The following is a 22,458-nucleotide window of genomic DNA, read 5'->3' on the forward strand; positions in this document are numbered from 1 at the left end:
AGGACCCGCGCCACCGCCGCCGTACGGGCCCGCCGCGGCCGGACGAAACCGGATCAGCGCACCGTTCGGGACGGAACACCGCTTCGCGGACCCTCGCGCCGTGCGCCCGCGAGAATGTGCCAGAGTTGCCACGTCCGGACCGTGAGCACGTACCGTACGGCGAGCGGAACTGCCGGGACACCGGGGAAGGGGCAGCTGGCTTGACCACGCACGCACCGCAGGCGTCGCACACGGTGACGTTGCCGGCCTCGCTGGACGAGGCGGTGGCGGCCCTCGCCGCCATGCCCGCCGCCGTACCCGTCGCGGGCGGCACGGACCTCATGGCGGCGGTCAACGCCGGACTCCTCAGACCCGCGGGCCTCGTGGGCCTCGCCCGGATCAGTGAAATCCGCGGCTGGCAGTACCAGGACGGCCACGCCCTCCTCGGCGCCGGACTCACCCTCGCCCGCATGGGGCGCCCCGACTTCGCCGCGCTGATCCCGGGTCTGGCCGCCGCCGCGCGCGCCGCCGGCCCCCCGCAGATCCGCAACGCCGGGACGCTCGGCGGCAACATCGTCAGCTCCGCGCCGACCGGCGACACCCTGCCGGTGCTCGCCGCTCTGGAAGCCAACCTGATCATCGCGGGCCCCGGAGGCGGCCGCCGCGAGATCCCGGTGAGCCATCTGCTGGCCGGCCGCGAGATGCTGCGCCCCGGCGAACTCGTCGGCTACGTCCGGGTGCCGCTGCTGCACGCCCCGCAGACGTTCCTCAAGGCCACCGGGCGCACCGGCCCCGGCCGTGCCACCGCCTCCGTCGCGCTGGTCCTCGACCCGGCGCGGCGCGGGGTGCGGTGCGCCGTCGGCGCGGTCGCGGCGATGCCGCTGCGGCCCCTGGAGGCCGAGCAGTGGGTGGCCTCCCTCATCGACTGGGACGGTGAACGCGCCCTGGTCCCGGAGGCCCTGACGGCCTTCGGCGACTACGTCGCGGCCGCCTGCATCCCCGACCCGGCGCCGCCGCAGGACGGCTCCGAGCCGCAGACCCTGCCGCCCGCCGCGCTGCATCTGCGCCGTACGGTGGCGGCCCTGGCCCGCCGCGCACTTGGGAGGGCGCTCTCGTGAGCGACGACAACCGCAGCCCGCAGCCCGAGCAGGGCTGGCAGCCACTGCCGCAGGGCGGCGAGTACGAGCAGGAGGCCACGGCCTTCGTGCAGCTGCCGGAGGGGTTCACCACCGCGGCCCTCGGCGGCGGTGACTACTACCCCCCGGGCGCCGACCCGCTCGCCGCGCCCGGTCACGGCTACGTCCCCCCGGCCTCCTTCACCCCGCCGATCCCCGGCGCCGGCACCGACCCGACGGCCACCGGGCAGTGGACGATGCCGTTCGCCGACCCCGCCGCCGGGTATGCCGACCCGTCAGCCGGCTACCCCGCCCACAGCGACCGCCCCGCCGGCCCCACGGGCACGCCGCCGCACGGCACCCCCTGGGGCGGCGACCACGTCGAATGGCCGGTCGCGGGCGGTACGGACGCGGCCGGCGGCACCGGGCAGTGGACGGTTCCGGGCGCCCCGGACGACGTCCTGGAGGAGTCCGGCGAGTACCTCGTCGACGACGGCCGGGCCCCGCACACCCCGGGCGGCTACCCGTCCACCGGGTACCGCTACGACACCGCCGTCCCCGGTGGCGACACCTACGGCGGTCAGGAGACCGGCCACCCCGCGCCCGACCCGTACGGGTACGGCCCGTCCGGTGACACCTACGGCGGGCAGGGCGGCTACGGCGGCCGTCCCGCCCCGCAGGACCCGCTGTTCGGCGGCATCGCCGAGGAGCCGTACCCGCAGGCCGGCACCGATCACGGCGCGCCCCACGACACCGCCCACGGCACCGGCGACGCCTACGCCACCGGCACCCCGGAGGCCCCGGCGCCCGTGACGCCCGGCGGCGGCAGCGGCCACTGGTCGCTGCCCGCCGACGCACTGGCCCAGTGGCCGCCGGCCGAAGGCTCCGCGCCCGCCCCGCAGGCGCCGGGCGGGCCGGCCGACACCCCGGCGGACAACGGCTCCTGGACGGTCCCGGCCGCCGGTGAACAGCCCGACGTCTCCGGCGAGTTCCCCCTCGACGCGGTACGCGACGGCGCCTACGGGACGTACGCCGGGTACGGCACGCCCGGTGACGACACGGCCCACCCGGAGGCGGCGCACACCGAGACGGCGCACGCCCCCGGCGAGGCGGACGCGCCCGCCTCGGCCGGACTCGGCGCCCCCTTCACGGCCGAGCCGGGCGCGGACGCCCCGGCCGGGCACGGCGCGCCCGCTCCCGGCGAGCACGGCGTGCCCGCCGCCGACCACGGCACGGACGCCGTGCCGGAACCGGCGCCGCCCGTAGGGGAGATGCCCCTCGCCCCGGAGCCGTCCGCCGCTCCGGGCGACCACTCCGCCGTGGACCCCTTCGCCGCGGATCCCTTCGCCGTGGGTGGCCCGTACGTCCCCGTGGAGCCGCCCGCCCCGCTGCCGGACGCCGAGCCCGTGGCCGACGGCCTGCCCGCCGCCGGTGCCCCGGTGCCGGAGCCCCCCGTGGCCGACGCACCGGCACCGCCCGCGCACGAGCCCGTCGCCGAGCAGGGCGAGGCCCTCCACGGCACGCCGCCGCACGGCGTCCCGGTGCCGCAGACCGCCCCCGCCACGGACGACGGGCCCGCGGCACCGCCGCCCGGCGACCACCCCGCCACCGTTCCCGAGGGCGCGCTCCCGGACCCCGCGGCCCCCTCGGGTGCCGAGGCGACCGAGGTGCCGGCCGCGGCGGTTGAGCCCGCCGAAGGCGTCGAGGCCGTGCCCGGACCGTCCGGGGACGACGCCCCGGACCCGGCGCAGGCGCCCGGGGGGCCCGAGGCCACCGCCGCCGAGGGTCCGGAGACCACGGCGCCCGAGACCGCCGGCCCGGAGCGGACCGGTCAGGGGCCGGACGTGCCGCAGGCGGCTCCCGAGGCCGTGGCCGAGGCGGTGCCGCAGGTACTGGCGGACTCCGCTCCGGACACCGCCGGGGCCGACGCGTACGCCGAGGAGCACCCGCACGCCTCGTACGTGCTGCGGGTCAACGGCGCCGACCGGCCGGTCACCGACGCCTGGATCGGCGAATCGCTGCTCTACGTGCTGCGCGAACGGCTCGGGCTCGCCGGGGCCAAGGACGGCTGCTCCCAGGGGGAGTGCGGGGCCTGTTCCGTCCAGGTGGACGGGCGGCTGGTCGCCTCCTGCCTGGTGCCCGCCGCCACCACCGCGGGCAGTGAGGTCCGTACCGTCGAGGGGCTCGCCGAGCACGGCCGCCCCTCCGACGTGCAGCGCGCCCTCGCCGAGTCGGGCGCCGTCCAGTGCGGCTTCTGCATCCCGGGCATGGCGATGACCGTGCACGACCTCCTGGAGGGCAACCACGCCCCCAGCGAGCTGGAGACCCGGCAGGCGCTCTGCGGCAACCTCTGCCGCTGTTCCGGCTACCGCGGGGTGCTGGACGCCGTCGACACCGTCGTCACCGCCCGCCGCCAGGCCGCCGAGGCCGCGGAGGCGGAGGCGTCCGAGGAGGCGGCGCACATCCCGCACCAGACGGGCCCCGCGGAACCCGCCCCGCACGGGGCGCACGAGCAGGGCCCGCACACCCCGGCCGAGCACGGTGGCGCCCCCGCCGGCCACGATCCCGACGAACCCCACGGTCCGGACGCACCGCACCGGACGGGAGGCCCCGCATGAGCGGCACGACCGACGCAGCCACCGCGACCCCGGCCGCCGGGGTGCCGATCCCGCCCGTCGAGCCGCCGCCGCACGGTCTGGGCGTCTCCCTGCCGTCCGCCGACGCGTCCGCCAAGACCCAGGGCACCTTCCCGTACGCCGCCGACCTCTGGGCCGACGGGCTGCTGTGGGCGGCGGTGCTGCGCTCGCCGCACCCGCGCGCCCGGATCGTCTCCCTCGACACCCGGCAGGCCGCCGAACTCCCCGGCGTCCGCGCCGTCGTGACGCATGCGGACATCCCCGGGGACGCCGGGCACGGCCGCGGTGTCGCCGACCGTCCGGTCTTCGCCAAGGACGAGGTGCGGTACCACGGCGAGCCGATCGCCGCGATCGCCGCCGACCACCCGGACACCGCGCGGCTGGCCGCCGCCGCCATCGCCGTCGAGTACGAGCTGCTCGACCCGGTCACCGACCCGCAACTCGCCTTCGAGGCCGAGCCGCTGCACCCGGACGGCAACCTCATCCGGCACATCCCGCTCCGCTTCGGCGACCCGGAGGCCGTCGGCGAGGTGATGGTCGAGGGGCTGTACCGCATCGGCCGTCAGGACCCCGCGCCCATCGGCGCCGAGGCCGGGCTCGCGGTGCCGCGGCCCGACGGCGGCGTGGAGATCTACACCGCCTCCACCGACCCGCACACCGACCGCGATCTGGCCGCCGCCTCCTTCGGCCTCGACCCCGAGCGCGTCAAGGTCGTGGTGACCGGTGTGCCCGGCGCCACCGCCGACCGCGAGGACCCCGGCATCCAGCTCTCCCTGGGCCTGCTGGCGCTGCGCACCGGCTGCCCCGTCAAGCTCGCCGCGACCCGCGAGGAGTCCTTCCTCAGCCACGCACACCGCCACCCGACGCTGCTCCGCTACCGCCACCACGCGGACGCCGAGGGCAAGCTGGTGAAGGTCGAGGCGCAGATTTTGATGGACGCCGGGGCCTACGCGGACACCTCCGCCGAGGCGCTGGCCGCCGCCGTCTCCTTCGCCTGCGGCCCGTACGTCGTCCCGCACGCCGTCATCGAGGGCTGGGCGGTGCGCACCAACAACCCGCCCTCCGGCCATGTGCGCGGCGAGGGCGCGATGCAGGTCTGCGCCGCCCACGAGGGCCAGATGGACAAGCTCGCGGCGCGGCTGGGCCTGGAGCCGGACGAGATCCGGCGGCGCAACGTCATGGCCACCGGTGATCTGCTGCCCACGGGCCAGACGGTGACCTGCCCCGCGCCCGTCGCCGAGCTGCTGCGCTCGGTCACCGAGGCGCCGCTGCCGGACCTGCCCAAGGACACCCCCGCCGCGGAGTGGCTGCTGCCGGGCGGTCTGGAGGGGGCGGGCGAGCCGGGCGCGGTGCGCCGCGGTGTCGGCTACGCGTTGGGCATGGTGCACATGCTGGGTGCGGAGGGCGCCGACGAGGTGTCCACCGCGACGGTCAAGGTCAGCGGTTCGGTCGCCACCGTCATCTGCGCCGCCGTGGAGACCGGCAGCGGCTTCTCCACGCTGGCGCGGCAGATCGTGCAGGAGACGCTGGGCGTCGAGGAGGTGCACGTCGCGGGCGCCGACACCGATCAGCCGCCGGCCGGACGCGCCTGCCACGGCCGCCACACCTGGGTCTCCGGCGGCGCCGTCGAGCGGGCGGCGAAGATGGTCCGTACGCAGCTCCTCCAGCCGCTGGCCCACAAGTTCGGGATGTCCACCGAGCTGCTCCAGATCACCGACGGCAAGATCACCTCGTACGACGGGGTGCTCTCCACCACCGTCGCGGAGGCGCTGGACGGCAAGGAGCTGTGGGCCACCGCGCAGTGCCGTCCGCATCCGACGGAGCCGCTGGACGAGTCCGGGCAGGGCGACGCGTTCGTGGGGATGGCGTTCTGCGCGATCCGCTGCGTCGCGGACGTCGACATCGAGCTGGGCACCATCCGCGTGGTGGAGATGTCCGTGGCGCAGGACGTCGGGCGGGTGCTCAACCCCCGGCAGCTGCGCGCCCGGATCGAGGCCGGGGTCACCCAGGGGCTGGGCGCCGCGCTGATGGAGAACCTGCGCACCACGCGCGGTCAGGTCCGCCACCCGGACCTGACCGGCTACGCCCTGCCGACCGCGCTGGACGCGCCGGACATCCGCATCGTCAACCTCGTCGAGGAGCGCGACGTCGTCGCCCCGTTCGGCGCGAAGGCGGCCAGCGCGGTGCCGGTGGTGACCGCCCCCGCCGCGGTCGCCTCCGCGGTCCGCGCGGCCACCGGCCGTCCCATCGGCCGCCTCCCGATCCGCCCGCAGGCGGCGGTGGCGCAGAGCGCCCAGGGCGTCCCGCAGGGGGCACAGGCGTAAGGCCCGGAACGCGCCTGAAGGCGGTCCCCGCCGAGGTCGGGGCCGCCTTCAGGGCGTACGGGCATCCGTTCCGGGACGGCGCGCGGAGCATGACGACGCGACGGCGCGCCGCCCCGGGGAACGAACGCCACCGAGGGCGGTCCACCCGCAGCGGGACCGCCCTCGGTGAGTCCCTGATCGAGGGACCGGAGGCCGTGGCGGGAATCGAACCCGCGTAACTCGCTTTGCAGGCGAGTCCCTCAACCACTCGGGCACACGGCCGGGATGAGGCGATGCACCGACTCTAGGCAGCTGCGCGCGGGCCCGGGAAGGGGCCGGGGCGGTCTGCCATGAGGCCGCAACACGGGGACATACGGGGTTCACGGGAGGCGCGCGCGGAGCGCGGGTGCGGGCGCGTACCGGGGCGCGTGCGGGCCGGGGCGTAGGTCCCGCGTCCGAGGTGGATCCCGGTCCGATGTCCCGTCCGGGGACAGGGGCCATCCGGTGTGTCGGCCCTTACGCTGGCCCGATGACCGTCGACCCCGCGCGCGACACCGATGTCGCCACCCCAGCCGCTCCGCCGCGCTCCGCCGCAGGTCCGGACCCCGCAGGGGACGGGCGCGCCCTGGATTCCGGGCCGCCGGGGGCCGCGCCGGACGGGGGCGTGCTCGGGCGGGGGTACCGGGCGCTGACCCTCGGGATCGTCTCGGTGGTGTCGCTGATCGCGTTCGAGGCGAGCGCGGTGAACACCGCGATGCCGGTCGCCGCCCGGGCGCTGCACGGCATCGGGCTGTACGCCTTCGCCTTCTCGTCGTTCTTCACCACCAGCCTCTTCGCGATGGCGCTGGCGGGGGAGTGGAACGACCGCCGCGGGCCGCTGGTGCCGCTCTTCACCGGTATCGCCGCGTTCGGCGCCGGACTGGTCATAGCGGGCGCGGCGCCGGCCATGGGGCTGTTCGTCGCCGGGCGCGGGGTGCAGGGGCTCGGCGGCGGGCTGGTCATCGTCTCGCTGTACGTCGTCGTGGGGCGGGCCTATCCGGAGCGGCTGCGGCCGGCGGTGATGGCGTCGTTCTCGGCGGCGTGGGTGCTGCCGGTGATCGTCGGCCCGCTGGCCGCCGGGAGCGTCGCCGAGCACCTCGGCTGGCGCTGGGTCTTCCTCGCCATCCCGGTGCTGATCCTGCTGCCGCTCGCGGTGATGCTGCCCGCGCTGCGCGCCCTGCCACGCGAGGCACCCGGCCCGGACGGCGGGCTGCTCGCGGTGGTGCGCAGCCGCCGCGCGCTGCTCGCCCTGGCGGTCGCGGCGGGCGCCTGGCTCCTCCAGTACGCGGGCGGCCACCTCACGGCGTACGCGGTGATCCCGGCCGCCGCGGGGCTGGCGCTGCTGGTGCCGGCGGTGCGGCGGCTGCTGCCGCGGGGCACGTTCCGGGCGGCGCGGGGGTTGCCGATGGTGGTGCTGATGCGCGGTCTTGCGGCCGGTGCGCTGGTCGCCGCGGAGAGCTTCATCCCGCTGCTGCTGGTCAGTGAGCGCGGCCTGTCCGCGACCCTCGCCGGGCTCTCCCTCACCGGCGGCGGTCTGACCTGGGCGCTCGGCTCGTACGTCCAGAGCCGTCCGCGGTGCGAGGCGCACCGGGAGCGGCTGATGGGCGTCGGGATGGCGTTCCTGGCGGTGGCGATCGCGGCGGTGCCGCTGGTGCTGTCCGAGGCGGTGCCGGTGTGGACGGTCGCGGTGGCCTGGACGCTCGGCGGTTTCGGGATGGGGCTGAACATCTCCAGCGGCGGGGTGCTGCTGCTGAAGCTGTCGCGGCCCGAGGAGGCGGGGGCCAACTCCGCTTCCTTGCAGATGGCGGACGCGCTCGGCAACGTCGTCCTCGTCGGTCTCGGCGGCGCCCTCTTCGTCGCGTTCGGCGGCGGCTCCCCGACCGCCCCGGCGGCCACCCACGCCTCCGCCGTCTCGCACCCCGCCGCCTTCCTCGCCGTCTTCGCCACGATGGCCGTGGTGGCGGCCCTCGGGGCGGCCCTGGCGGGACGGCTCCGGCCTGCGGAGACGGCGTAGGGGAGGGCGAACGGCGGCCCGCGGGGGGCGTGCCGGGGCCGGCCTGCGGGGTGGTGCGGCGCGGTGTGAGGTGGGTCCCAACCCCGGGGCCCGGGCGGCCGGAACACCGCGACCCGCCGCCCCGCACGGGTAGGCTGACGCGGTTGCCGATCGCCGAGCCAGCCGACGGAGACCGTGACTACCACCACCAGCGCCACCAGCAATCACCACCTGTCCCCGGCCTTCCCGGGCCGGGCCCCCTGGGGTACCGCCAACAAGCTGCGTGCCTGGCAGCAGGCGGCCATGGACCGGTACATCCAGACCCAGCCCCGGGACTTCCTCGCCGTCGCGACCCCGGGCGCCGGAAAGACCACCTTCGCGCTCACCCTCGCCTCGTGGCTGCTCCACCACCACGTCGTGCAGCAGGTGACCGTCGTCGCCCCCACCGAGCATCTGAAGAAGCAGTGGGCGGAGGCGGCGGCGCGGGTCGGGATCAAGCTCGACCCGGACTACAGCGCGGGCCCGCTGGGCCGCGAGTACCACGGCATCGCGATCACGTACGCCGGTGTCGGCGTCCGTCCGATGCTGCACCGCAACCGCATCGAGCAGCGCAAGACGCTGGTCATCCTCGACGAGATCCACCACGCCGGTGACTCCAAGTCGTGGGGCGAGGCGTGCCTGGAGGCGTTCGAACCGGCCACCCGGCGGCTCGCGCTGACCGGTACGCCGTTCCGGTCCGACACCAACCCGATCCCCTTCGTCACGTACGAGGAGGGCAACGACGGCATCCGGCGGTCGTCGGCCGACTACACCTACGGCTACGGCAACGCCCTCGCCGACGGCGTCGTCCGCCCGGTGATCTTCATGTCGTACAGCGGCAACATGCGCTGGCGCACGAAGGCGGGCGACGAGATCGCCGCGCGGCTCGGCGAGCCGATGACCAAGGACGCCGTCTCGCAGGCTTGGCGGACCGCGCTGGATCCGCGCGGCGACTGGATGCCGAACGTGCTGCGCGCCGCCGACCAGCGGCTCACCGAGGTCCGTAAGAGCATCCCGGACGCGGGGGCGCTGGTCATCGCCTCGGACCAGGAGCAGGCGCGCGCGTACGCCAAGCTGATCCGGGAGATCACCGGGCACGGCGCGACGCTGGTGCTCTCCGACGACAGCGGCGCCTCGCAGCGGATCGACGACTTCGCCGCCTCCGACGACCGCTGGATGGTCGCGGTCCGGATGGTGTCCGAGGGCGTCGACGTCCCGCGCCTGGCGGTCGGCGTCTACGCCACGACGATCTCCACGCCGCTCTTCTTCGCGCAGGCGGTCGGCCGTTTCGTGCGGTCCCGTAAGCGCGGCGAGACGGCGTCGGTGTTCCTGCCGACCGTCCCGATGCTGCTCGGCTTCGCCAACGAGATGGAGGTCGAGCGCGACCACGTCCTCGACAAGCCGAAGAAGGACGGGGACGAGGACCCGTGCGCCGAGTCCGAGAAGGAGATGGACGAGGCCAACCAGGCGCAGGACGAGGACACGGGCGAGCAGGAGCAGTTCTCGTTCGAGGCGCTGGAGTCGGACGCGGTCTTCGACCGGGTGCTCTACAACAGCGCCGAGTTCGGCATGCAGGCGCACGCGGGCAGCGAGGAGGAGCAGGACTACCTCGGCATCCCCGGGCTGCTGGAGCCGGACCAGGTGCAGATGCTGCTGCAGAAGCGGCAGGCGCGGCAGATCGCGCACAGCAAGAAGAAGCCGGCCGAGGAGGCCGATCTGCTGGAGCTGCCGGCCGAGCGGCGTCCGGTGGTCAGCCACAAGGAGATGCTGGAGCTGCGGAAGCAGCTGAACACGCTGGTCGGCGCGTACGTCCACCAGAGCGGCAAGCCGCACGGCGTGATCCACACCGAGCTGCGCCGGGTCTGCGGCGGTCCGCCGAGCGCGGAGGCCACGGCCGGGCAGCTCACGGAGCGGATCAAGAAGGTCCGGGAGTGGGCCACGCGCATGAAGTGAGTGCGCGGCGGACGGAGTGAGGGGGAGGCGGTGCGCCGGGCGCACCGCCTCTCCGCGTCAACCGCCGTGCGCACAGGGAAAGTTACCCGCAGGTCGGGCGGGATATAGGGGGCATTCCGGACGGGAAAGACCGGATTCTGGACGGGGACTTCCGCTGACCGGACTGGCTCGCTACTGTCCCGTCACGCACACGCCCCGTGGCAGCGCCGCCGCGGAGCGCAGCCGGTGCATGCGGCCGGCGGCCTCTAGCGCGCGCTGCACCGGGACCGCAGCGCCCCCGCGCCGATGATGCCGCCACTTCGACCAGGAGGGGGCGTCGTGACCGCGGAGACCTCCCAGACGCTCGACCGGGGACTGCGCGTCCTCAAACTGCTCGCCGACACCGACCACGGCCTGACCGTCACCGAGCTGTCCCACAAGCTCGGGGTCAACCGCACCGTGGTCTACCGTCTGCTGGCCACACTGGAGCAGCATGCGCTGGTCCGCCGCGATCTCGGTGGCAGAGCCCGGGTCGGCCTGGGCGTGCTGCGTCTGGGCCGCCAGGTGCACCCGCTGGTGCGGGAGGCGGCGCTGCCCGCGCTGCGCGCGCTCGCCGAGGACATCGGCGCCACGGCGCATCTCACGCTCGTCGACGGCACCGAGGCGCTGGCCGTCGCCGTCGTGGAGCCGACGTGGACGGACTACCACGTGGCGTACCGGGCCGGGTTCCGGCATCCGCTGGACCGCGGCGCCGCCGGACGGGCGATCCTCAAGGCGCGCCAGGGCCGGATCCAGGACGCCGGGCTCGCGCTGACCCACGGCGAGCTGGAGGCGGGCGCGAGCGGCGCCGCCGCGCCGCTGCTCGGGGTCAGCGGTATCGAGGGCAGCGTGGGCGTGGTGATGCTCGCCGACGCGGTCTCCGACCGGATCGGGCCGCGGGTGGTGGACGCGGCGCGGGAGGTCGCGGAGGCGCTGCGCTGAACCGCCCGGCCGCCGTCCGCGCGCCCGCGGGCCGGGCCCCGGGCCGGGCGTGCGGTGCGGGGCGCGGGGCACCGGTCCTCTAGGGTGGCGGGGTGTCCTCCCGCGTCCGTGCACTGTCGATCTGTGCCGCCCTGGTCCTCGCCCTGCTGCTGACCGCCGCCCTCGCGCCGCTGCCGTACTCACTGGCGTACCCGGGGCCGACGGCGAACGTCCTCGGGGACAACAAGGGGAAACCGGTGATCACCATCTCCGGTGCCGACACCCGCCGGACCAGCGGGCAGCTGCGGATGACGGCGATCGTCGCCACCGGGCCGGACGCCTCGGTGCATCTGCCGGACGTGGTCCGGGGCTGGTTCCGCACGGACGAGGCGGTGATGCCGTCCGAGTCGGTCTACCCGGTGGGCAACAGCGTCAAGGAGGTCGCGCGGCACAACGCCGACGAGATGCGGAAGTCGCAGGACGCGGCGGTCGGCGCCGCGCTGGGCCATCTGCACCGGTCGGCCCGCGACGTGAAGGTCACCCTGCGGCTGGCGGACATCGGCGGGCCGAGCGCCGGGATGATGTTCGCGCTGGGGATCATCGACAAGCTCGACGGGGACGGCGCCGGGGGCGATCTGACCGGCGGCCGGACCGTCGCCGGCACCGGCACCATCGAGACCGACGGCACGGTCGGCCCGGTCGGCGGGGTGCCGCTGAAGATGCGCGCGGCGCACCGCGACGGCGCCCGCCTCTTCCTCGTCCCCGAGGCCGAGTGTTCCCAGGCGCTCGCGGAGCGGCCCGACGGGATGCGGCTGATCCCCGTCACCTCGCTCGACAGCGCGCTGAAGTCGCTCAAGGCGCTGAAGAGCGGCGGGGCGGTTCCCAGCTGCTGAGGCGGGCCGGGTGCCGGAGGCGTGCGGCCCCGGCGCCGCTCCCCGGGCCTCACCCCTCCTTGATGAACCCCTTCGAGAGCAGCCACTCCTTGGCGACCTCGTGCGGGTCCTTGCCCTCGACGTCGACCTGGCCGTTCAGCTTCCGGGCGACGGTGTTGTCCAGCGCCGCGGTGACGGGGTTGAGCAGCGCGGCGATCTCCGGGTACTTCTTCATCGTCGGCGCGTACATCGACGGCGCCGCGTTGTAGTTCGGGAAGAAGTGCTTGTCGTCGGCGAGGACGGTGAGGTTCATCGCCTTGATCCGGCCGTCGGTCGTGTAGACCTCGCCGAAGGTGCAGGCGGTGCCCTGCGCGGTCTGGGTGTAGACGACGCCGCTGGTCATCTTGTGGATGTTGCCGGGCGGGAGCTTCATGCCGTACCGCGCGGCCATGCCGGGCAGTCCGTCGTTGCGGGCGGCGAACTCGCTGTCCACGCAGAGAGTGACCGCGCTCGGGTCCTTCTTGAGCAGCGCCGCCATGTCGGAGAGCGTCCGGACGCCGTACTTGCGGGCGTTGGCGCGGTTGAGGGTGAAGGCGTAGGTGTTGTTGAGACGGGCGGGCGGCAGCCAGACGAGGCGGTTGGCGCGGTCGGCGTCGCGGACCGCGACCCACTGCCGGTGCGGGTCGGTGATCGGCTTCTCGTGGCCGAGGTAGGTGATCCAGCCGGTGCCGGTGTACTCGTACATGCCGTCGGCGGTGCCGGAGCGGACCGCCTCGCGGGCGCCGATGGAGCCCTGGATGTTGGTCTTGTCGATGACGGTGGCGCCAGCCGCCTCGAAGACCAGGCCCATGATCTGGCCCAGGATGATGTTCTCGGTGAACTCCTTGGAGGTCACGGTCAGCTGCGCGCCCTTGAGGGGCTGGCCGCGGCCGAGGGTGCCGGGGCGGACGTTGTCGGTCATCGGGCTGCCGCTGACCAGCCCGCAGCCCGCGAGGAGGACGGCGACGGCGGCCAGGGTGGCGGCGCGGGCGGTACGGCGCGGGCGGCGGTACGGGCGGTGCCCGGGGCTCGGGGCCATCAGCGCGATACCTCCAGACCGTGCGGCCGCAGCAGCACTTCGGCGAGCGAGGCCAGCCAGTCGACCAGCAGCGCGAGCGCCACGGTGAGAACGGAACCGAGGACCAGCACCGGCATCCGCTGGGTGATGATGCCCGCCGAGATCAGGTCGCCCAGACCTCCGCCGCCGCCGAACGTGGCGAGCGTGGCGGTGCCGACGTTCAGCACCAGCGCGGTGCGCACCCCGGCGAGGATCAGCGGGACGGCCAGCGGCAGTTCGACGCGGGTGAGCACGCCCGCCGGGGACATCCCGATGCCGCGGGCCGCCTCCGTCAGCGTCGGGTCGATGGCGCGCAGCCCGGCGATGGTGTTGGCGAGGACCGGCAGCACCGCGTAGATCACCATGCCGATGACGGCCGCCTTCGCGCCGATGCCCAGCCAGATGACGAGCAGCACCAGCAGGCCCAGGGCGGGCACCGCCTGGCCGAGGTTGGCGGCGGCGACCGCGAACGGGGTCGCGCGGCGCAGCTTGGCGCGGGTCAGCGCGATGCCCAGCGGGATCGCGATGATCAGTACGAAGAAGGTGGAGACGGCGGTCAGCTGGACGTGCTGGCGCACCGCGAGGCCGATCTTGCCGTTGTCGACGGCCTGGTGGGCGATGGAGTCGAGGCGGGCGCCGCGGAACCACAGCCAGGTGCCGAGCAGCGTGGCGGCCAGGAACAGCGGCATACCCAGCGCCCGCTGCCAGGTGATCCGGCGCAGCCCCTGGGGCGGCGCCGAGGATCCCCGGGGCGCCGCGGCCTCGTGCTCCCGCTCGTGGACCTCGTCCCGGAACGCCAGGCCGTGCACCTCGTGTTCGCCCGGCGGCCGCTCGTCCCTGGGGGCGCGGCGCTCCTCGCGGGGGCTCATGCCGGGGCCCCCGCGCCGCCTTCGCCCAATCCCTCCTGGGCCATGCGGGTGCGGCGGGCCCGCGCCTCCTCCAGCTGGTGTCGGTGTTCGACGGCCTCCAGGCGGTCGGCCTCCAGCAGTTCGTGGACGTTGTTCATCAGCGTCTCCATGTCGACGACGCCGATGTACTCGCCGCGCCGCCCGGTGACCGCGACCCGCCCGGCGTTGTCGGTGAGCACCGCCTCCAGCGCGTCGCGCAGCGTCGCGTCGCGGGTGACGGTGTCGTGCACCAGCGTCCCGGCGCGCGCCAGGGTGCCCTTCGCGCGCATCAGGTCGCCGCGCCGCAGCCATTTGTACGGGCGGCGGTGGCGGTCGAGGAGCAGCACCTCGTTGGTGTCGCCGTCGCGCAGCAGGTCGAAGATGGACTGGAGCGGGTCGTCGACGCCCGCGGTGGCGAAGTCGACGACGCCGACGTCGCGGACGCGGGTGAGGTTGAGGCGCTTGAGGGCGGCGCCGGCGCCGACGAAGCCGGAGACGAAGTCGTCGGTGGGGTTGGTGAGGATCGCCTCGGGGGTGTCGAACTGCGCGATGTGGGAGCGCTCGCGGAGCACCGCGATCCGGTCGCCGAGCTTGATCGCCTCGTCGAAGTCGTGGGTGACGAAGACGATCGTCTTGTGCAGTTCGTGCTGGAGCCGGATCAGCTCGTCCTGGAGGTGGTCGCGGGTGATCGGGTCGACGGCGCCGAACGGCTCGTCCATCAAGAGCACCGGCGGATCGGCGGCGAGCGCCCGGGCGACGCCGACGCGCTGCTGCTGCCCCCCGGAGAGCTGGCGCGGGTAGCGGCCGTGGAACTCCCCCGGGTCGAGCCCGACCAGGTCCAGCATCTCCTCGACCCGGTGTTTGATCTTCGCCTTGGGCCAGCCGGTCATCTTCGGTACCAGCGCGATGTTCTGGGCGACGGTCATGTGCGGGAAGAGGCCGGAGGACTGGATGGCGTAGCCGACGGTGCGGCGCAGCTTGACCGGGTCCATTCCGGTGACGTCGCGGTCGCCGATGCGTATCCGGCCGGAGGTCGGCTCGATCAGCCGGTTGATCATCTTCAGCGTGGTGGACTTCCCGCAGCCCGACGGGCCGACGAGGACGACCAGCTCACCGGCGTTGATCTCCATGGTGACATCGTCCACCGCGGGCGCCGGGCTGCCCGGGTAGTGCTTGGTCAGCTTCTCCAGCCGGATCCCGGCGCCGGAGGCGGCGGCGCGCGCGGCGGTTCTCCCGGCGGTGGGCACGGACGTCTCAGGCACGGATCCCCCTGGGGATGGTCAGCCGTCCTATGAGGACGTACGCGGCGTCGAAGAGGAGGGCGAGGACGACGATTCCGAGCGTGCCGGAGAGCACCTGGTTGAGGGCGTTGGCGCTGCCCAGCGAGGCGATGCCGCGGAAGATCTCGTTGCCGAGCCCCGGACCGGACGCGAAGGCGGCGATGGCGGCGATCCCCATCAGCATCTGGGTGGCGACGCGGATGCCGGTGAGGATCGGCGGCCAGGCCAGCGGCAGTTCGACGCGGAGCAGCTGGGCGGCGCGGGACATCCCGATGCCGCGCGCCGCGTCCACCAGTGTGGCGTCCACCCCGCGCAGCCCGACGACGGCGTTGCGGACGACGGGCAGCAGCCCGTACAGCGTCAGGGCGATGACGGTCGGGGCGACGCCGAGGCCGACGATCGGGATGAGCAGACCGATCAGGGCCAGTGAGGGGACGGTGAGGATCGTCGAGGTGGCGGTCGTGGCGAGATTGCCGGCCCATTCGGTGCGGTAGGTCGCGACGCCCAGCGCGACGCCCAGGACGGTGGCGGCCACCATGCACTGGAAGACCGCGCTGGCGTGCTGTGCCGCATCGGTCAGCAGTTGGGCGTGGCGGCTGCCGACGTACTCCCAGAAGCTCACTGGCACCCTCCTCCGTCAGTCCTCCGATGCCTGTTGCACCAGAGGGATGATGCGCAGCGGAACCGGATTTTCCATCACGATTGCCGTAGAGGCCCGCACGATGCCATCAAAACCGACCACTCGGTCGATCACACGTTGGAGATCGGCGTTGGAGCGTGCGACGAGCCTGCAGAGCATGTCCCCATGTCCGGTCGTTGTATGCAGCTCCAACACCTCAGGAACGGTCGTCAAGTGAGCACGTACGTCCGCACCTTGGCCTTGTTTGATCTCCAAAGTGGCAAATGCGGTCACCGGGTAGCCGAGCGCCGCCGGATCCACCTCCGGGCCGAAACCCCTGATCACTCCATTCGACTGAAGCCGGTCCAGCCGCGCCTGGACGGTGCCGCGCGCCACGCCCAGCCGCCGCGACGCCTCCAGCACCCCGATCCGCGGCTCGCGCGCCAACAGCTCGATGAGCCGCCCGTCCAAATGATCGATCGCCACTGCGGATCCCTCCGATACCGATGGTCATCCTGTACAGATAGCCCGGCCGAACCGCCCGACCGCTAGGCATAGTGCCCAGCAGATGCGCGAACTATTGCGCACCTTGTGGATCGGAGGGAATCTGCGGCCATGGCAGACACGATGCACACTCAGCCCACCCCCGGCACGGCCCGGCAGGCGGACCCCTTCCCGGTCAAGGGGATGGACGCGGTCGTCTTCGCCGTCGGCAACGCCAAGCAGGCCGCGCACTACTACGCCACCGCCTTCGGCATGACCCGCGTCGCCTACTCCGGACCGGAGAACGGCAGCCGTGAGACCGCCAGTTACGTGCTCGAATCCGGCGGCGCCCGGTTCGTCTTCACCTCCGTGATCAAGCCGGTCTCCGACTGGGGCCGCTTCCTCGCCGACCATGTCGCCGCCCACGGCGACGGCGTCGTCGACCTCGCCATCGAGGTCCCCGACGCCCGCGCCGCGTACGCCTACGCCACCTCCCACGGCGCCACCGGCATCGAGGAGCCCTACGAGACGAAGGACGAGCACGGCACCGTCGTCCGCGCCGCCATCGCCACCTACGGCGAGACCCGGCACACCCTCGTCGAGCGCCGCGACTACACCGGCCCGTACCTGCCGGGCTATGTCGCCGCCGAGCCGCTCGTCGCGCCCGGCCCGCGCCGCTTCCAGGCCATCGACCACTGCGTCGGCAACGTCGAACTCGGCAGGATGAACGAGTGGGTGGCGTTCTACAACAACGTCATGGGCTTCACCAACATGAAGGAGTTCGTCGGCGACGACATCGCCACCGAGTACTCCGCGCTGATGTCGAAGGTCGTCGCGGACGGCACCCGCAAGGTGAAGTTCCCGCTCAACGAGCCGGCCATCGCCAAGAAGAAGTCCCAGATCGACGAGTACCTGGAGTTCTACGGCGGCCCGGGCGTGCAGCACATCGCGCTCGCCACCAACGACATCGTCGCCACCGTCCGCGCCATGCGCGAGGCCGGCGTGGAGTTCCTGGACACCCCCGACTCGTACTACGACACCCTCGGCGAGTGGGCCGGGGAGACCCGGGTGCCCGTCGAGACGCTGCGTGAGCTGAAGATCCTCGTCGACCGCGACGAGGACGGCTATCTGCTCCAGATCTTCACCAAGCCGGTCCAGGACAAGCCGACCGTCTTCTTCGAGATGATCGAGCGGCACGGCTCGATGGGCTTCGGCAAGGGCAACTTCAAGGCCCTCTTCGAGGCGATCGAGCGCGAGCAGGAGCGCCGCGGCAACCTCTGACCGGCAGCCGGTGGCGCCACCCGCCACCGGCCCGCCCGCCGCGGCGCCGCCGGAGCTTCCCCGCGCCGTACCGGCCCGCGCCCGGCCCGCCGCCCCGCCCCGCCCCGCCGCACGGCGGGCGGGGCGGCGGGCCGCCGCCGCACGCCCGCGGCCGGTCGCCACAGCCGCCCCACGGATGGCCGGGTTCCGCCCCTGTCACGTTCTTCCGTACGGCCGCCGCGGATGCGACGCTGACGCCATGGACCTTCTCGCCCAGCTGCGCGCCGGCCTCCCCGACGAAGCGATCCTCACCGACCCGGACGTCACCGGCGCCTACGCCCGTGACATGGCGGGCTTCTGCGACGCCGGGAGCCCCGCGGCCGTCGTCCTGCCGCGCACCGTCGAAGAGGTCCAGCACGTGATGCGCACCGCCACCGCGCTGCGCGTCCCCGTCGTCCCGCAGGGCGCCCGCACCGGCCTGTCCGGCGCCGCCAACGCCACCGACGGCTGCCTCGTGCTCTCCCTGGTCAAGATGGACCGCATCCTGGAGATCAACCCCGTCGACCGCACCGCCGTCGTCGAGCCGGGCGTCATCAACGCCACCCTCTCCCGCGCGGTCAACGAGCACGGCCTGTACTACCCGCCGGACCCCTCCAGCTGGGAGGAGTGCTCCATCGGCGGCAACATCGGCACCGCCTCCGGCGGCCTGTGCTGCGTGAAGTACGGCGTCACCGCCGAGTACGTCCTCGGCCTCGACGTCGTCCTCGCCGACGGCCGGCTGCTGTCGACCGGCCGCCGCACCGCCAAGGGCGTCGCCGGCTACGACCTCACCCGCCTCTTCGTCGGCTCCGAGGGCACCCTCGGCGTCGTCGTCCGCGCCGTCCTCGCCCTGAAGCCGCAGCCGCCCCGGCAGCTGGCGCTCGCCGCGGAGTTCCCGTCCACCGCCGCCGCCTGCGAGGCGGTCTGCGCGATCATGGCCCAGGGCCACACCCCGTCGCTGCTTGAGCTGATGGACCGCACCTGCGTCCGCGCCGTCAACGACTACGCGCGGATGGGCCTGCCCGACACCACCGAGGCGCTGCTGCTCGCCGCCTTCGACACCCCCGACCCGGCCGCCGACCTCGCCGCCCTCGGCGCGCTGTGCACCGCCGCGGGCGCCACCGAGGTGGTGCCCGCCGACACCGAGGCCGAGTCCGAGCTGCTGCTCCAGGCCCGCCGGGTCACCCTCCACGCCCTGGAACGCGTCCGCTCGTCCACCATGATCGACGACGTCTGCGTCCCCCGCTCCCAGCTCGCCGCGATGCTCGACGGCACCGCCGCCATCGCCGCGAAGTACGACCTGACCATCGGCGTCTGCGCCCACGCCGGCGACGGCAACACCCACCCCACCGTCTGCTTCGACCCCGCCGACGAGGACGAGTCCCGCCGGGCCCGCGCCTCCTTCGACGAGATCATGGCCCTCGGCCTGGAGCTGGGCGGCACGATCACCGGCGAACACGGCGTCGGCGTCCTGAAGAAGGAGTGGCTCGCCCGCGAACTGGGCCCCGTCGGCCTGGAGTTGCAGCGCTCCGTCAAGCAGGTCTTCGACCCGCTGGGGTTGCTCAATCCGGGGAAGCTGTTCTGAGGGCTGGGGCCGCGCCCGGCAGACCACGAGCCACCGGCTCCTGCCCTGCTACCTGCCGACCGCCGCCCTGGCATCAGCCGGGCGCTCGCCGAGCGCGGGAAGCAGTAGGCGCGCCCGAAGCTGTCGCTGAGTTACTTGACTCAGCGCATTCGCGTGGTGATGGAGGAGCCGTCCTCGTCGAGAGTGGCCCAGGGCAGCAGCCGCGGCGAGTGGCCCGCGCCGGAGGCGCTGAAGCAGGCCGTACGCGTATCCCGGCCCAACCGGCGCGGGTACCGTTTCGAGCGGTGAAGTCGAAACGGAGCCCAGTATGCCCAATCATGCCGACGAGAGCATTGGGGCGAGGATCGCCTCTTACCGGAACCTCGCGGGCTACACCCAGCGCGAGTTCGCCGAGCACTCCCACCTCTCCCTGGGGAACATCCGCAAAGTCGAGCGGGGCGAACGCCTGCCCACCCACGGCTTTCTCGCCACCGCAGCCAGAACACTCGCCGTGAGCGTCGAAGAGCTGACCGGCCAGCCCTACCGGGGACGGCAACGGTCTGACGAGAAGGCACACGTCCCCATCGCAGCCATCCGGACCGTGGTGCGTGCATTCGATCTGCCTCCGGAGTGGCGAACCACACCGCGCTTTCTGGCGGACATTGCCAGTGACCTTGACGAGGCCACCCGGCACCGTGCAGCGGCCCGGTACACCCGTCTCGGCCTGGCGCTACCCGAGCTGCTGGAAGAGCTGACGGCCGCGGTGCACCTGCTGGAAGGCGACCGGAAGCGTCAGGCCGCGAAGATGCTGTCTTCCGCGTACTACATGGCGCACTGCCTCGCCTACCGGCTCGGATATGCGGACCTCGCCGGGCAGTTGGACGACCGGCAACGCTGGGCAGCAGGCATCTCAGCCGATCCGTTGTCGGTTGCGCTCGCCCAGTGGTCACGAGCCGGAGGCTTCCAAGCTGCCCGCGAGTACGGCGCCGGGCTCCGGCTCTTGGCCCACGCTCGCGACCAACTCACCGAAGAGGCAAGCGCATCCTCGTCGTCAGCGGTGACGCTGCTGGGCAGCCTGCGCCTGCGTGAGGCCACGCTCGCTTCCCGCGCCCGAGACGAGCAGGCCACAGAACACCACCTCGCAGAGGCTTCCCGGCTCGCCGCGCAGATCCCCGACCGAACAGACCGGGTGCGCTACCACCTCACGTTCGGCCCGGCGAACGTCGCCGTACATGACATCGCTGCGCAGGTCGAACTCAAGAACGCTGACGAGGCTGCGAAGAGAGCGAGCGCTTTGCGTCTGCCCCCGTCGCTACCGCGCACCCGCCGGGGACATCACCACATCGATGCCGCGCGTGCCTTCCTTGCCGTCGGCGATCGGGACAAGGCCCTGAAGGCATTGCAGGACGCCCGCCAAGTGGCGCCTCAGCAGACCCGATATCACCCCATGGCCCGCGAGGCGGTACGGCTCCTCGCCCAGCAGTACCGCCGTGTTGACCAGGACGTTCGGACGCTCGCCGCGTGGATGGGCCAAGGCTTGGCCTGACGGGGAGGCAAGCCGTCGTCAAGATGAGTGGCAGTCACGAAGTACCCCGGCGTGGGGTACTTCCTCTGTTTTGCAGTGAGCATCCTGTCACTGTCAGTCGCCGCAGCGTTCCCGCCGGCGATCCGCAACCTCCTTGCTGCACAGCTGCGGCGGCTGACCAGCCCATCCTGCACCGATCCGCGTGAGGACGGGCTTGCACTCCGATTGACCACCGGACGGAGACAGTTGTGATCAGCCACATCACGTTGGATCGGAAAGATGTCTCGTACGACCACCGCGAGGGCCGCGCGACATTCGCGGTGACGGTGCATCACCGGGACGGCCACACCGAGCCCAGCGTCCTCAAGCTGGAGCCGGGACAGGTGGAGGTGTACGCGCTCCAACTTGAAATGGCCATTGACAAGAGGAAGGCCGCCAAGGAGACGGCCTGCCGATGAGCACGCGGCACGCGAAACCGGATCGGATGCGGCCGCCGTTCGCCGGCCCGGCGCTCGTCGCTGCCGGCATCCCCGCCGCGATCGTTGCCGCCCACGGTGCGCCCGCCCTCGCCGGGATCGAGCAGCCCGGCGCGCCGATCGAACATGCCGCGGCTGACGCAGCCGGTGCCGTGATCGACCGCGCTGCGTCGCCCACGGCGTGTGCTGCCTGCCGTCCTGAAGGGCAGACCCCGCACACCGGGCGACTTCCGTCTTCGCCTGTCGCGAAAGGGCGGTCCGTGTCGGGAGCGTAGTGATTGACCGGCACCGCCCCGCCCTGCGCGCTCCGTCCCCGGTTCTGGCCAGACAACCGGCCGGGGACGGAGCGCCATCACCGCACCATCCAATGGAAGGAAGTACACGGTGACCATCACACAACAGCACACGACACCGCTGGAGGTGAAGAGTGCCCGCGAACTCATCACCCCAGAGGCATTCACCGCAGTCGCCGGCACGGTGCAGCGCAACAACGAGGGCATGGCAGAGAACGTCGCGGAAGCGATCACGGAGGAGGCGTTGAAGTTCGTTGCGGCCTGCTCGGCGGCGCCGCGCGCCCGCCTCAAGCCGTCGCGGGTCGTGGATGAGGGCTGGCACGCCCTGATCCTGCACACGACCGTATACGCCGAGTTGTGCCGGTCGCTGCACCGGTTCGTGCACCACGTGCCGGAGCGCCCCGACGTCACACGCCACAACCCCGGTGTGCTGGCACGGACTCAGGAAGCGATCAAGGTGGCTGGGTACAAGCCCGACCCGCTGATGTGGAACGGGCCGGCCGACAACACGATCCCGGTCGCTGCAACCTGCGAGCACACCGAGCCGCCGCCCGCCGGCTGCGGCGCTGACTGCTCCAACACCGGCCCGAACTGACGCTCTTCTGGTCGCGGTTTCCCAACGGCCGTACGGTCGTTGGGAAACCGGGAGGCGATGGCATGACGGAGTGGACCAACCCTGCGTGGCAGCGAGCGGTGACGGCATACCGGGAAGTCGTGGAAGCGGGAGGGCACCCTCGGCCGCCGCGCAGCAAGTGGGGCAGGCATCCGGCACGCCGGTGCTCCGGCGGTGTGGTCGTGGTGGACCAGGCGACTGGAACGCCGTACACGCTGCCGTGTGCTTGTCCAAGCCGCACGCGATGACCTAGGCGCTAACCGGCCCCGTACGACCGTCGCGCCCCGCCTGTTCGCCGGTCCCGGTGAGGGGCGGGCGGGGCGCTCTCATCCACTCGCCGCGGAGTCGTCAGAGGGCCCCGGCACGGGGTCGACGACGAACGTCCCCTTGCCCTGGACGGTCACGATCAGCCCCCGTTCCCGAATCTTTCGCGGCCCGCCGGGCGGTCATGTACC

General features: G+C 73.3%; 18 protein-coding genes and 1 tRNA gene. 13 read left to right on the forward strand and 6 right to left on the reverse strand.

Translation table 11 applies throughout. The features are described from left to right. The first annotated feature begins 200 nt into the window (after positions 1–200). The 3 genes from ACF1BH_RS27450 to ACF1BH_RS27460 are packed head-to-tail and all read left to right on the forward strand — an operon-like array spanning position 201 to position 6,054. A complete protein-coding gene (locus tag ACF1BH_RS27450; RefSeq protein ID WP_391646677.1) occupies positions 201–1,097 on the forward strand; it encodes an FAD binding domain-containing protein in 897 nt (298 codons plus the stop codon). Next, positions 1,094–3,712 carry a 2Fe-2S iron-sulfur cluster-binding protein gene (locus ACF1BH_RS27455; RefSeq protein WP_391646679.1) on the forward strand — a complete coding sequence of 873 codons (2,619 nt, stop codon included), beginning with the start codon at positions 1,094–1,096 and terminating at the stop codon, positions 3,710–3,712. Before ACF1BH_RS27450 ends, ACF1BH_RS27455 begins: the two co-directional genes overlap by 4 nt. Beyond that, positions 3,709–6,054 (forward strand): xanthine dehydrogenase family protein molybdopterin-binding subunit, encoded by a 2,346-nt coding sequence (locus ACF1BH_RS27460; protein WP_391646681.1) that lies wholly within the window; start codon positions 3,709–3,711, stop codon positions 6,052–6,054. Before ACF1BH_RS27455 ends, ACF1BH_RS27460 begins: the two co-directional genes overlap by 4 nt. A 189-nt stretch (positions 6,055–6,243) precedes the next feature. Here the strand turns inward: ACF1BH_RS27460 and ACF1BH_RS27465 are convergent. Next, positions 6,244–6,315, reverse strand: a tRNA-Cys gene (locus ACF1BH_RS27465). Between the two features lie 247 nt (positions 6,316–6,562). Between ACF1BH_RS27465 and ACF1BH_RS27470 the strand changes: the two genes are divergently transcribed. From ACF1BH_RS27470 to ACF1BH_RS27485, 4 genes are all read left to right on the forward strand, one after another. Then, positions 6,563–8,086 carry an MFS transporter gene (locus tag ACF1BH_RS27470; protein ID WP_391646683.1) on the forward strand — a complete coding sequence of 508 codons (1,524 nt, stop codon included), beginning with the start codon at positions 6,563–6,565 and terminating at the stop codon, positions 8,084–8,086. A 174-nt stretch (positions 8,087–8,260) separates the two neighbouring features. Continuing rightward, positions 8,261–10,057, forward strand: coding sequence for a DEAD/DEAH box helicase (locus ACF1BH_RS27475; protein WP_391646685.1), 1,797 nt, complete (start codon positions 8,261–8,263; stop codon positions 10,055–10,057). A gap of 318 nt (positions 10,058–10,375) precedes the next feature. Then, the gene (locus ACF1BH_RS27480; protein ID WP_345084845.1) at positions 10,376–11,017 is read left to right on the forward strand and encodes a helix-turn-helix domain-containing protein; all 642 of its coding nucleotides are present in this window, start codon (positions 10,376–10,378) and stop codon (positions 11,015–11,017) included. Between the two features lie 92 nt (positions 11,018–11,109). Then, a complete protein-coding gene (locus tag ACF1BH_RS27485) occupies positions 11,110–11,889 on the forward strand; it encodes a S16 family serine protease (protein ID WP_391646687.1) in 780 nt (259 codons plus the stop codon). Positions 11,890–11,938: 49 nt separating this feature from the next. On the opposite strand, the gene ACF1BH_RS27490 is transcribed toward ACF1BH_RS27485, so the two are convergent. Genes ACF1BH_RS27490 through ACF1BH_RS27510 form a run of 5 tightly spaced genes read right to left on the reverse strand, consistent with a single transcriptional unit; the run spans position 11,939 to position 16,236 of the window. Beyond that, positions 11,939–12,946 (reverse strand): glycine betaine ABC transporter substrate-binding protein, encoded by a 1,008-nt coding sequence (locus ACF1BH_RS27490; RefSeq protein ID WP_391646689.1) that lies wholly within the window; start codon positions 12,944–12,946, stop codon positions 11,939–11,941. Next, positions 12,946–13,833 (reverse strand): ABC transporter permease, encoded by an 888-nt coding sequence (locus ACF1BH_RS27495; protein ID WP_391646691.1) that lies wholly within the window; start codon positions 13,831–13,833, stop codon positions 12,946–12,948. The genes ACF1BH_RS27490 and ACF1BH_RS27495 overlap by 1 nt, the downstream gene beginning before the upstream one ends. Then, entirely contained in the window at positions 13,830–15,113 is a 1,284-nt protein-coding gene (locus tag ACF1BH_RS27500) for a betaine/proline/choline family ABC transporter ATP-binding protein (RefSeq protein WP_391646693.1), read from the reverse strand. The genes ACF1BH_RS27495 and ACF1BH_RS27500 overlap by 4 nt, the downstream gene beginning before the upstream one ends. Continuing rightward, positions 15,106–15,753: an ABC transporter permease gene (locus ACF1BH_RS27505; protein ID WP_391646695.1), complete on the reverse strand. Its 648-nt coding sequence runs from the start codon at positions 15,751–15,753 to the stop codon at positions 15,106–15,108. The genes ACF1BH_RS27500 and ACF1BH_RS27505 overlap by 8 nt, the downstream gene beginning before the upstream one ends. Before the next feature lie 15 nt (positions 15,754–15,768). Beyond that, complete coding sequence (locus tag ACF1BH_RS27510) at positions 15,769–16,236, reverse strand: Lrp/AsnC family transcriptional regulator (protein WP_345084828.1); 468 nt, start codon at positions 16,234–16,236, stop codon at positions 15,769–15,771. Between the two features lie 129 nt (positions 16,237–16,365). Between ACF1BH_RS27510 and hppD the strand changes: the two genes are divergently transcribed. From hppD to ACF1BH_RS27540, 6 genes are all read left to right on the forward strand, one after another. Then, positions 16,366–17,514: a 4-hydroxyphenylpyruvate dioxygenase gene (gene hppD, locus ACF1BH_RS27515; protein WP_391646697.1), complete on the forward strand. Its 1,149-nt coding sequence runs from the start codon at positions 16,366–16,368 to the stop codon at positions 17,512–17,514. Positions 17,515–17,752: 238 nt separating this feature from the next. Beyond that, positions 17,753–19,117, forward strand: coding sequence for an FAD-binding oxidoreductase (locus ACF1BH_RS27520; RefSeq protein ID WP_391646699.1), 1,365 nt, complete (start codon positions 17,753–17,755; stop codon positions 19,115–19,117). A 307-nt stretch (positions 19,118–19,424) separates the two neighbouring features. Further along, positions 19,425–20,642, forward strand: a complete 1,218-nt coding sequence (locus ACF1BH_RS27525) for a helix-turn-helix domain-containing protein (RefSeq protein ID WP_391646701.1) — start codon at positions 19,425–19,427, stop codon at positions 20,640–20,642. 227 nt (positions 20,643–20,869) lie between these two features. Then, positions 20,870–21,079 (forward strand): hypothetical protein, encoded by a 210-nt coding sequence (locus ACF1BH_RS27530; RefSeq protein WP_391646703.1) that lies wholly within the window; start codon positions 20,870–20,872, stop codon positions 21,077–21,079. Further along, the gene (locus ACF1BH_RS27535; protein WP_391646705.1) at positions 21,076–21,372 is read left to right on the forward strand and encodes a hypothetical protein; all 297 of its coding nucleotides are present in this window, start codon (positions 21,076–21,078) and stop codon (positions 21,370–21,372) included. Before ACF1BH_RS27530 ends, ACF1BH_RS27535 begins: the two co-directional genes overlap by 4 nt. Before the next feature lie 109 nt (positions 21,373–21,481). Then, positions 21,482–21,985, forward strand: coding sequence for a glycine-rich domain-containing protein (locus tag ACF1BH_RS27540; protein ID WP_391646707.1), 504 nt, complete (start codon positions 21,482–21,484; stop codon positions 21,983–21,985). Positions 21,986–22,458 lie beyond the last annotated feature (473 nt).

It is taken from the genome of Streptomyces sp. NPDC014733, from assembly GCF_043083385.1.
Classification (GTDB): Bacteria; Actinomycetota; Actinomycetes; order Streptomycetales; family Streptomycetaceae; genus Streptomyces.

Bases quoted from the DNA above. Each gene is read 5' to 3' on its own strand.
- ACF1BH_RS27490 (WP_391646689.1), bottom strand. From the start codon at position 12,946: ATGGCCCCGAGCCCCGGGCACCGCCCGTACCGCCGCCCGCGCCGTACC.
- ACF1BH_RS27460 (WP_391646681.1), top strand. From the start codon at position 3,709: ATGAGCGGCACGACCGACGCAGCCACCGCGACCCCGGCCGCCGGGGTG.
- ACF1BH_RS27525 (WP_391646701.1), top strand. From the start codon at position 19,425: ATGCCCAATCATGCCGACGAGAGCATTGGGGCGAGGATCGCCTCTTAC.
- ACF1BH_RS27535 (WP_391646705.1), top strand. From the start codon at position 21,076: ATGAGCACGCGGCACGCGAAACCGGATCGGATGCGGCCGCCGTTCGCC.
- ACF1BH_RS27520 (WP_391646699.1), top strand. From the start codon at position 17,753: ATGGACCTTCTCGCCCAGCTGCGCGCCGGCCTCCCCGACGAAGCGATC.
- ACF1BH_RS27495 (WP_391646691.1), bottom strand. From the start codon at position 13,833: ATGAGCCCCCGCGAGGAGCGCCGCGCCCCCAGGGACGAGCGGCCGCCG.
- hppD (WP_391646697.1), top strand. From the start codon at position 16,366: ATGGCAGACACGATGCACACTCAGCCCACCCCCGGCACGGCCCGGCAG.
- ACF1BH_RS27470 (WP_391646683.1), top strand. From the start codon at position 6,563: ATGACCGTCGACCCCGCGCGCGACACCGATGTCGCCACCCCAGCCGCT.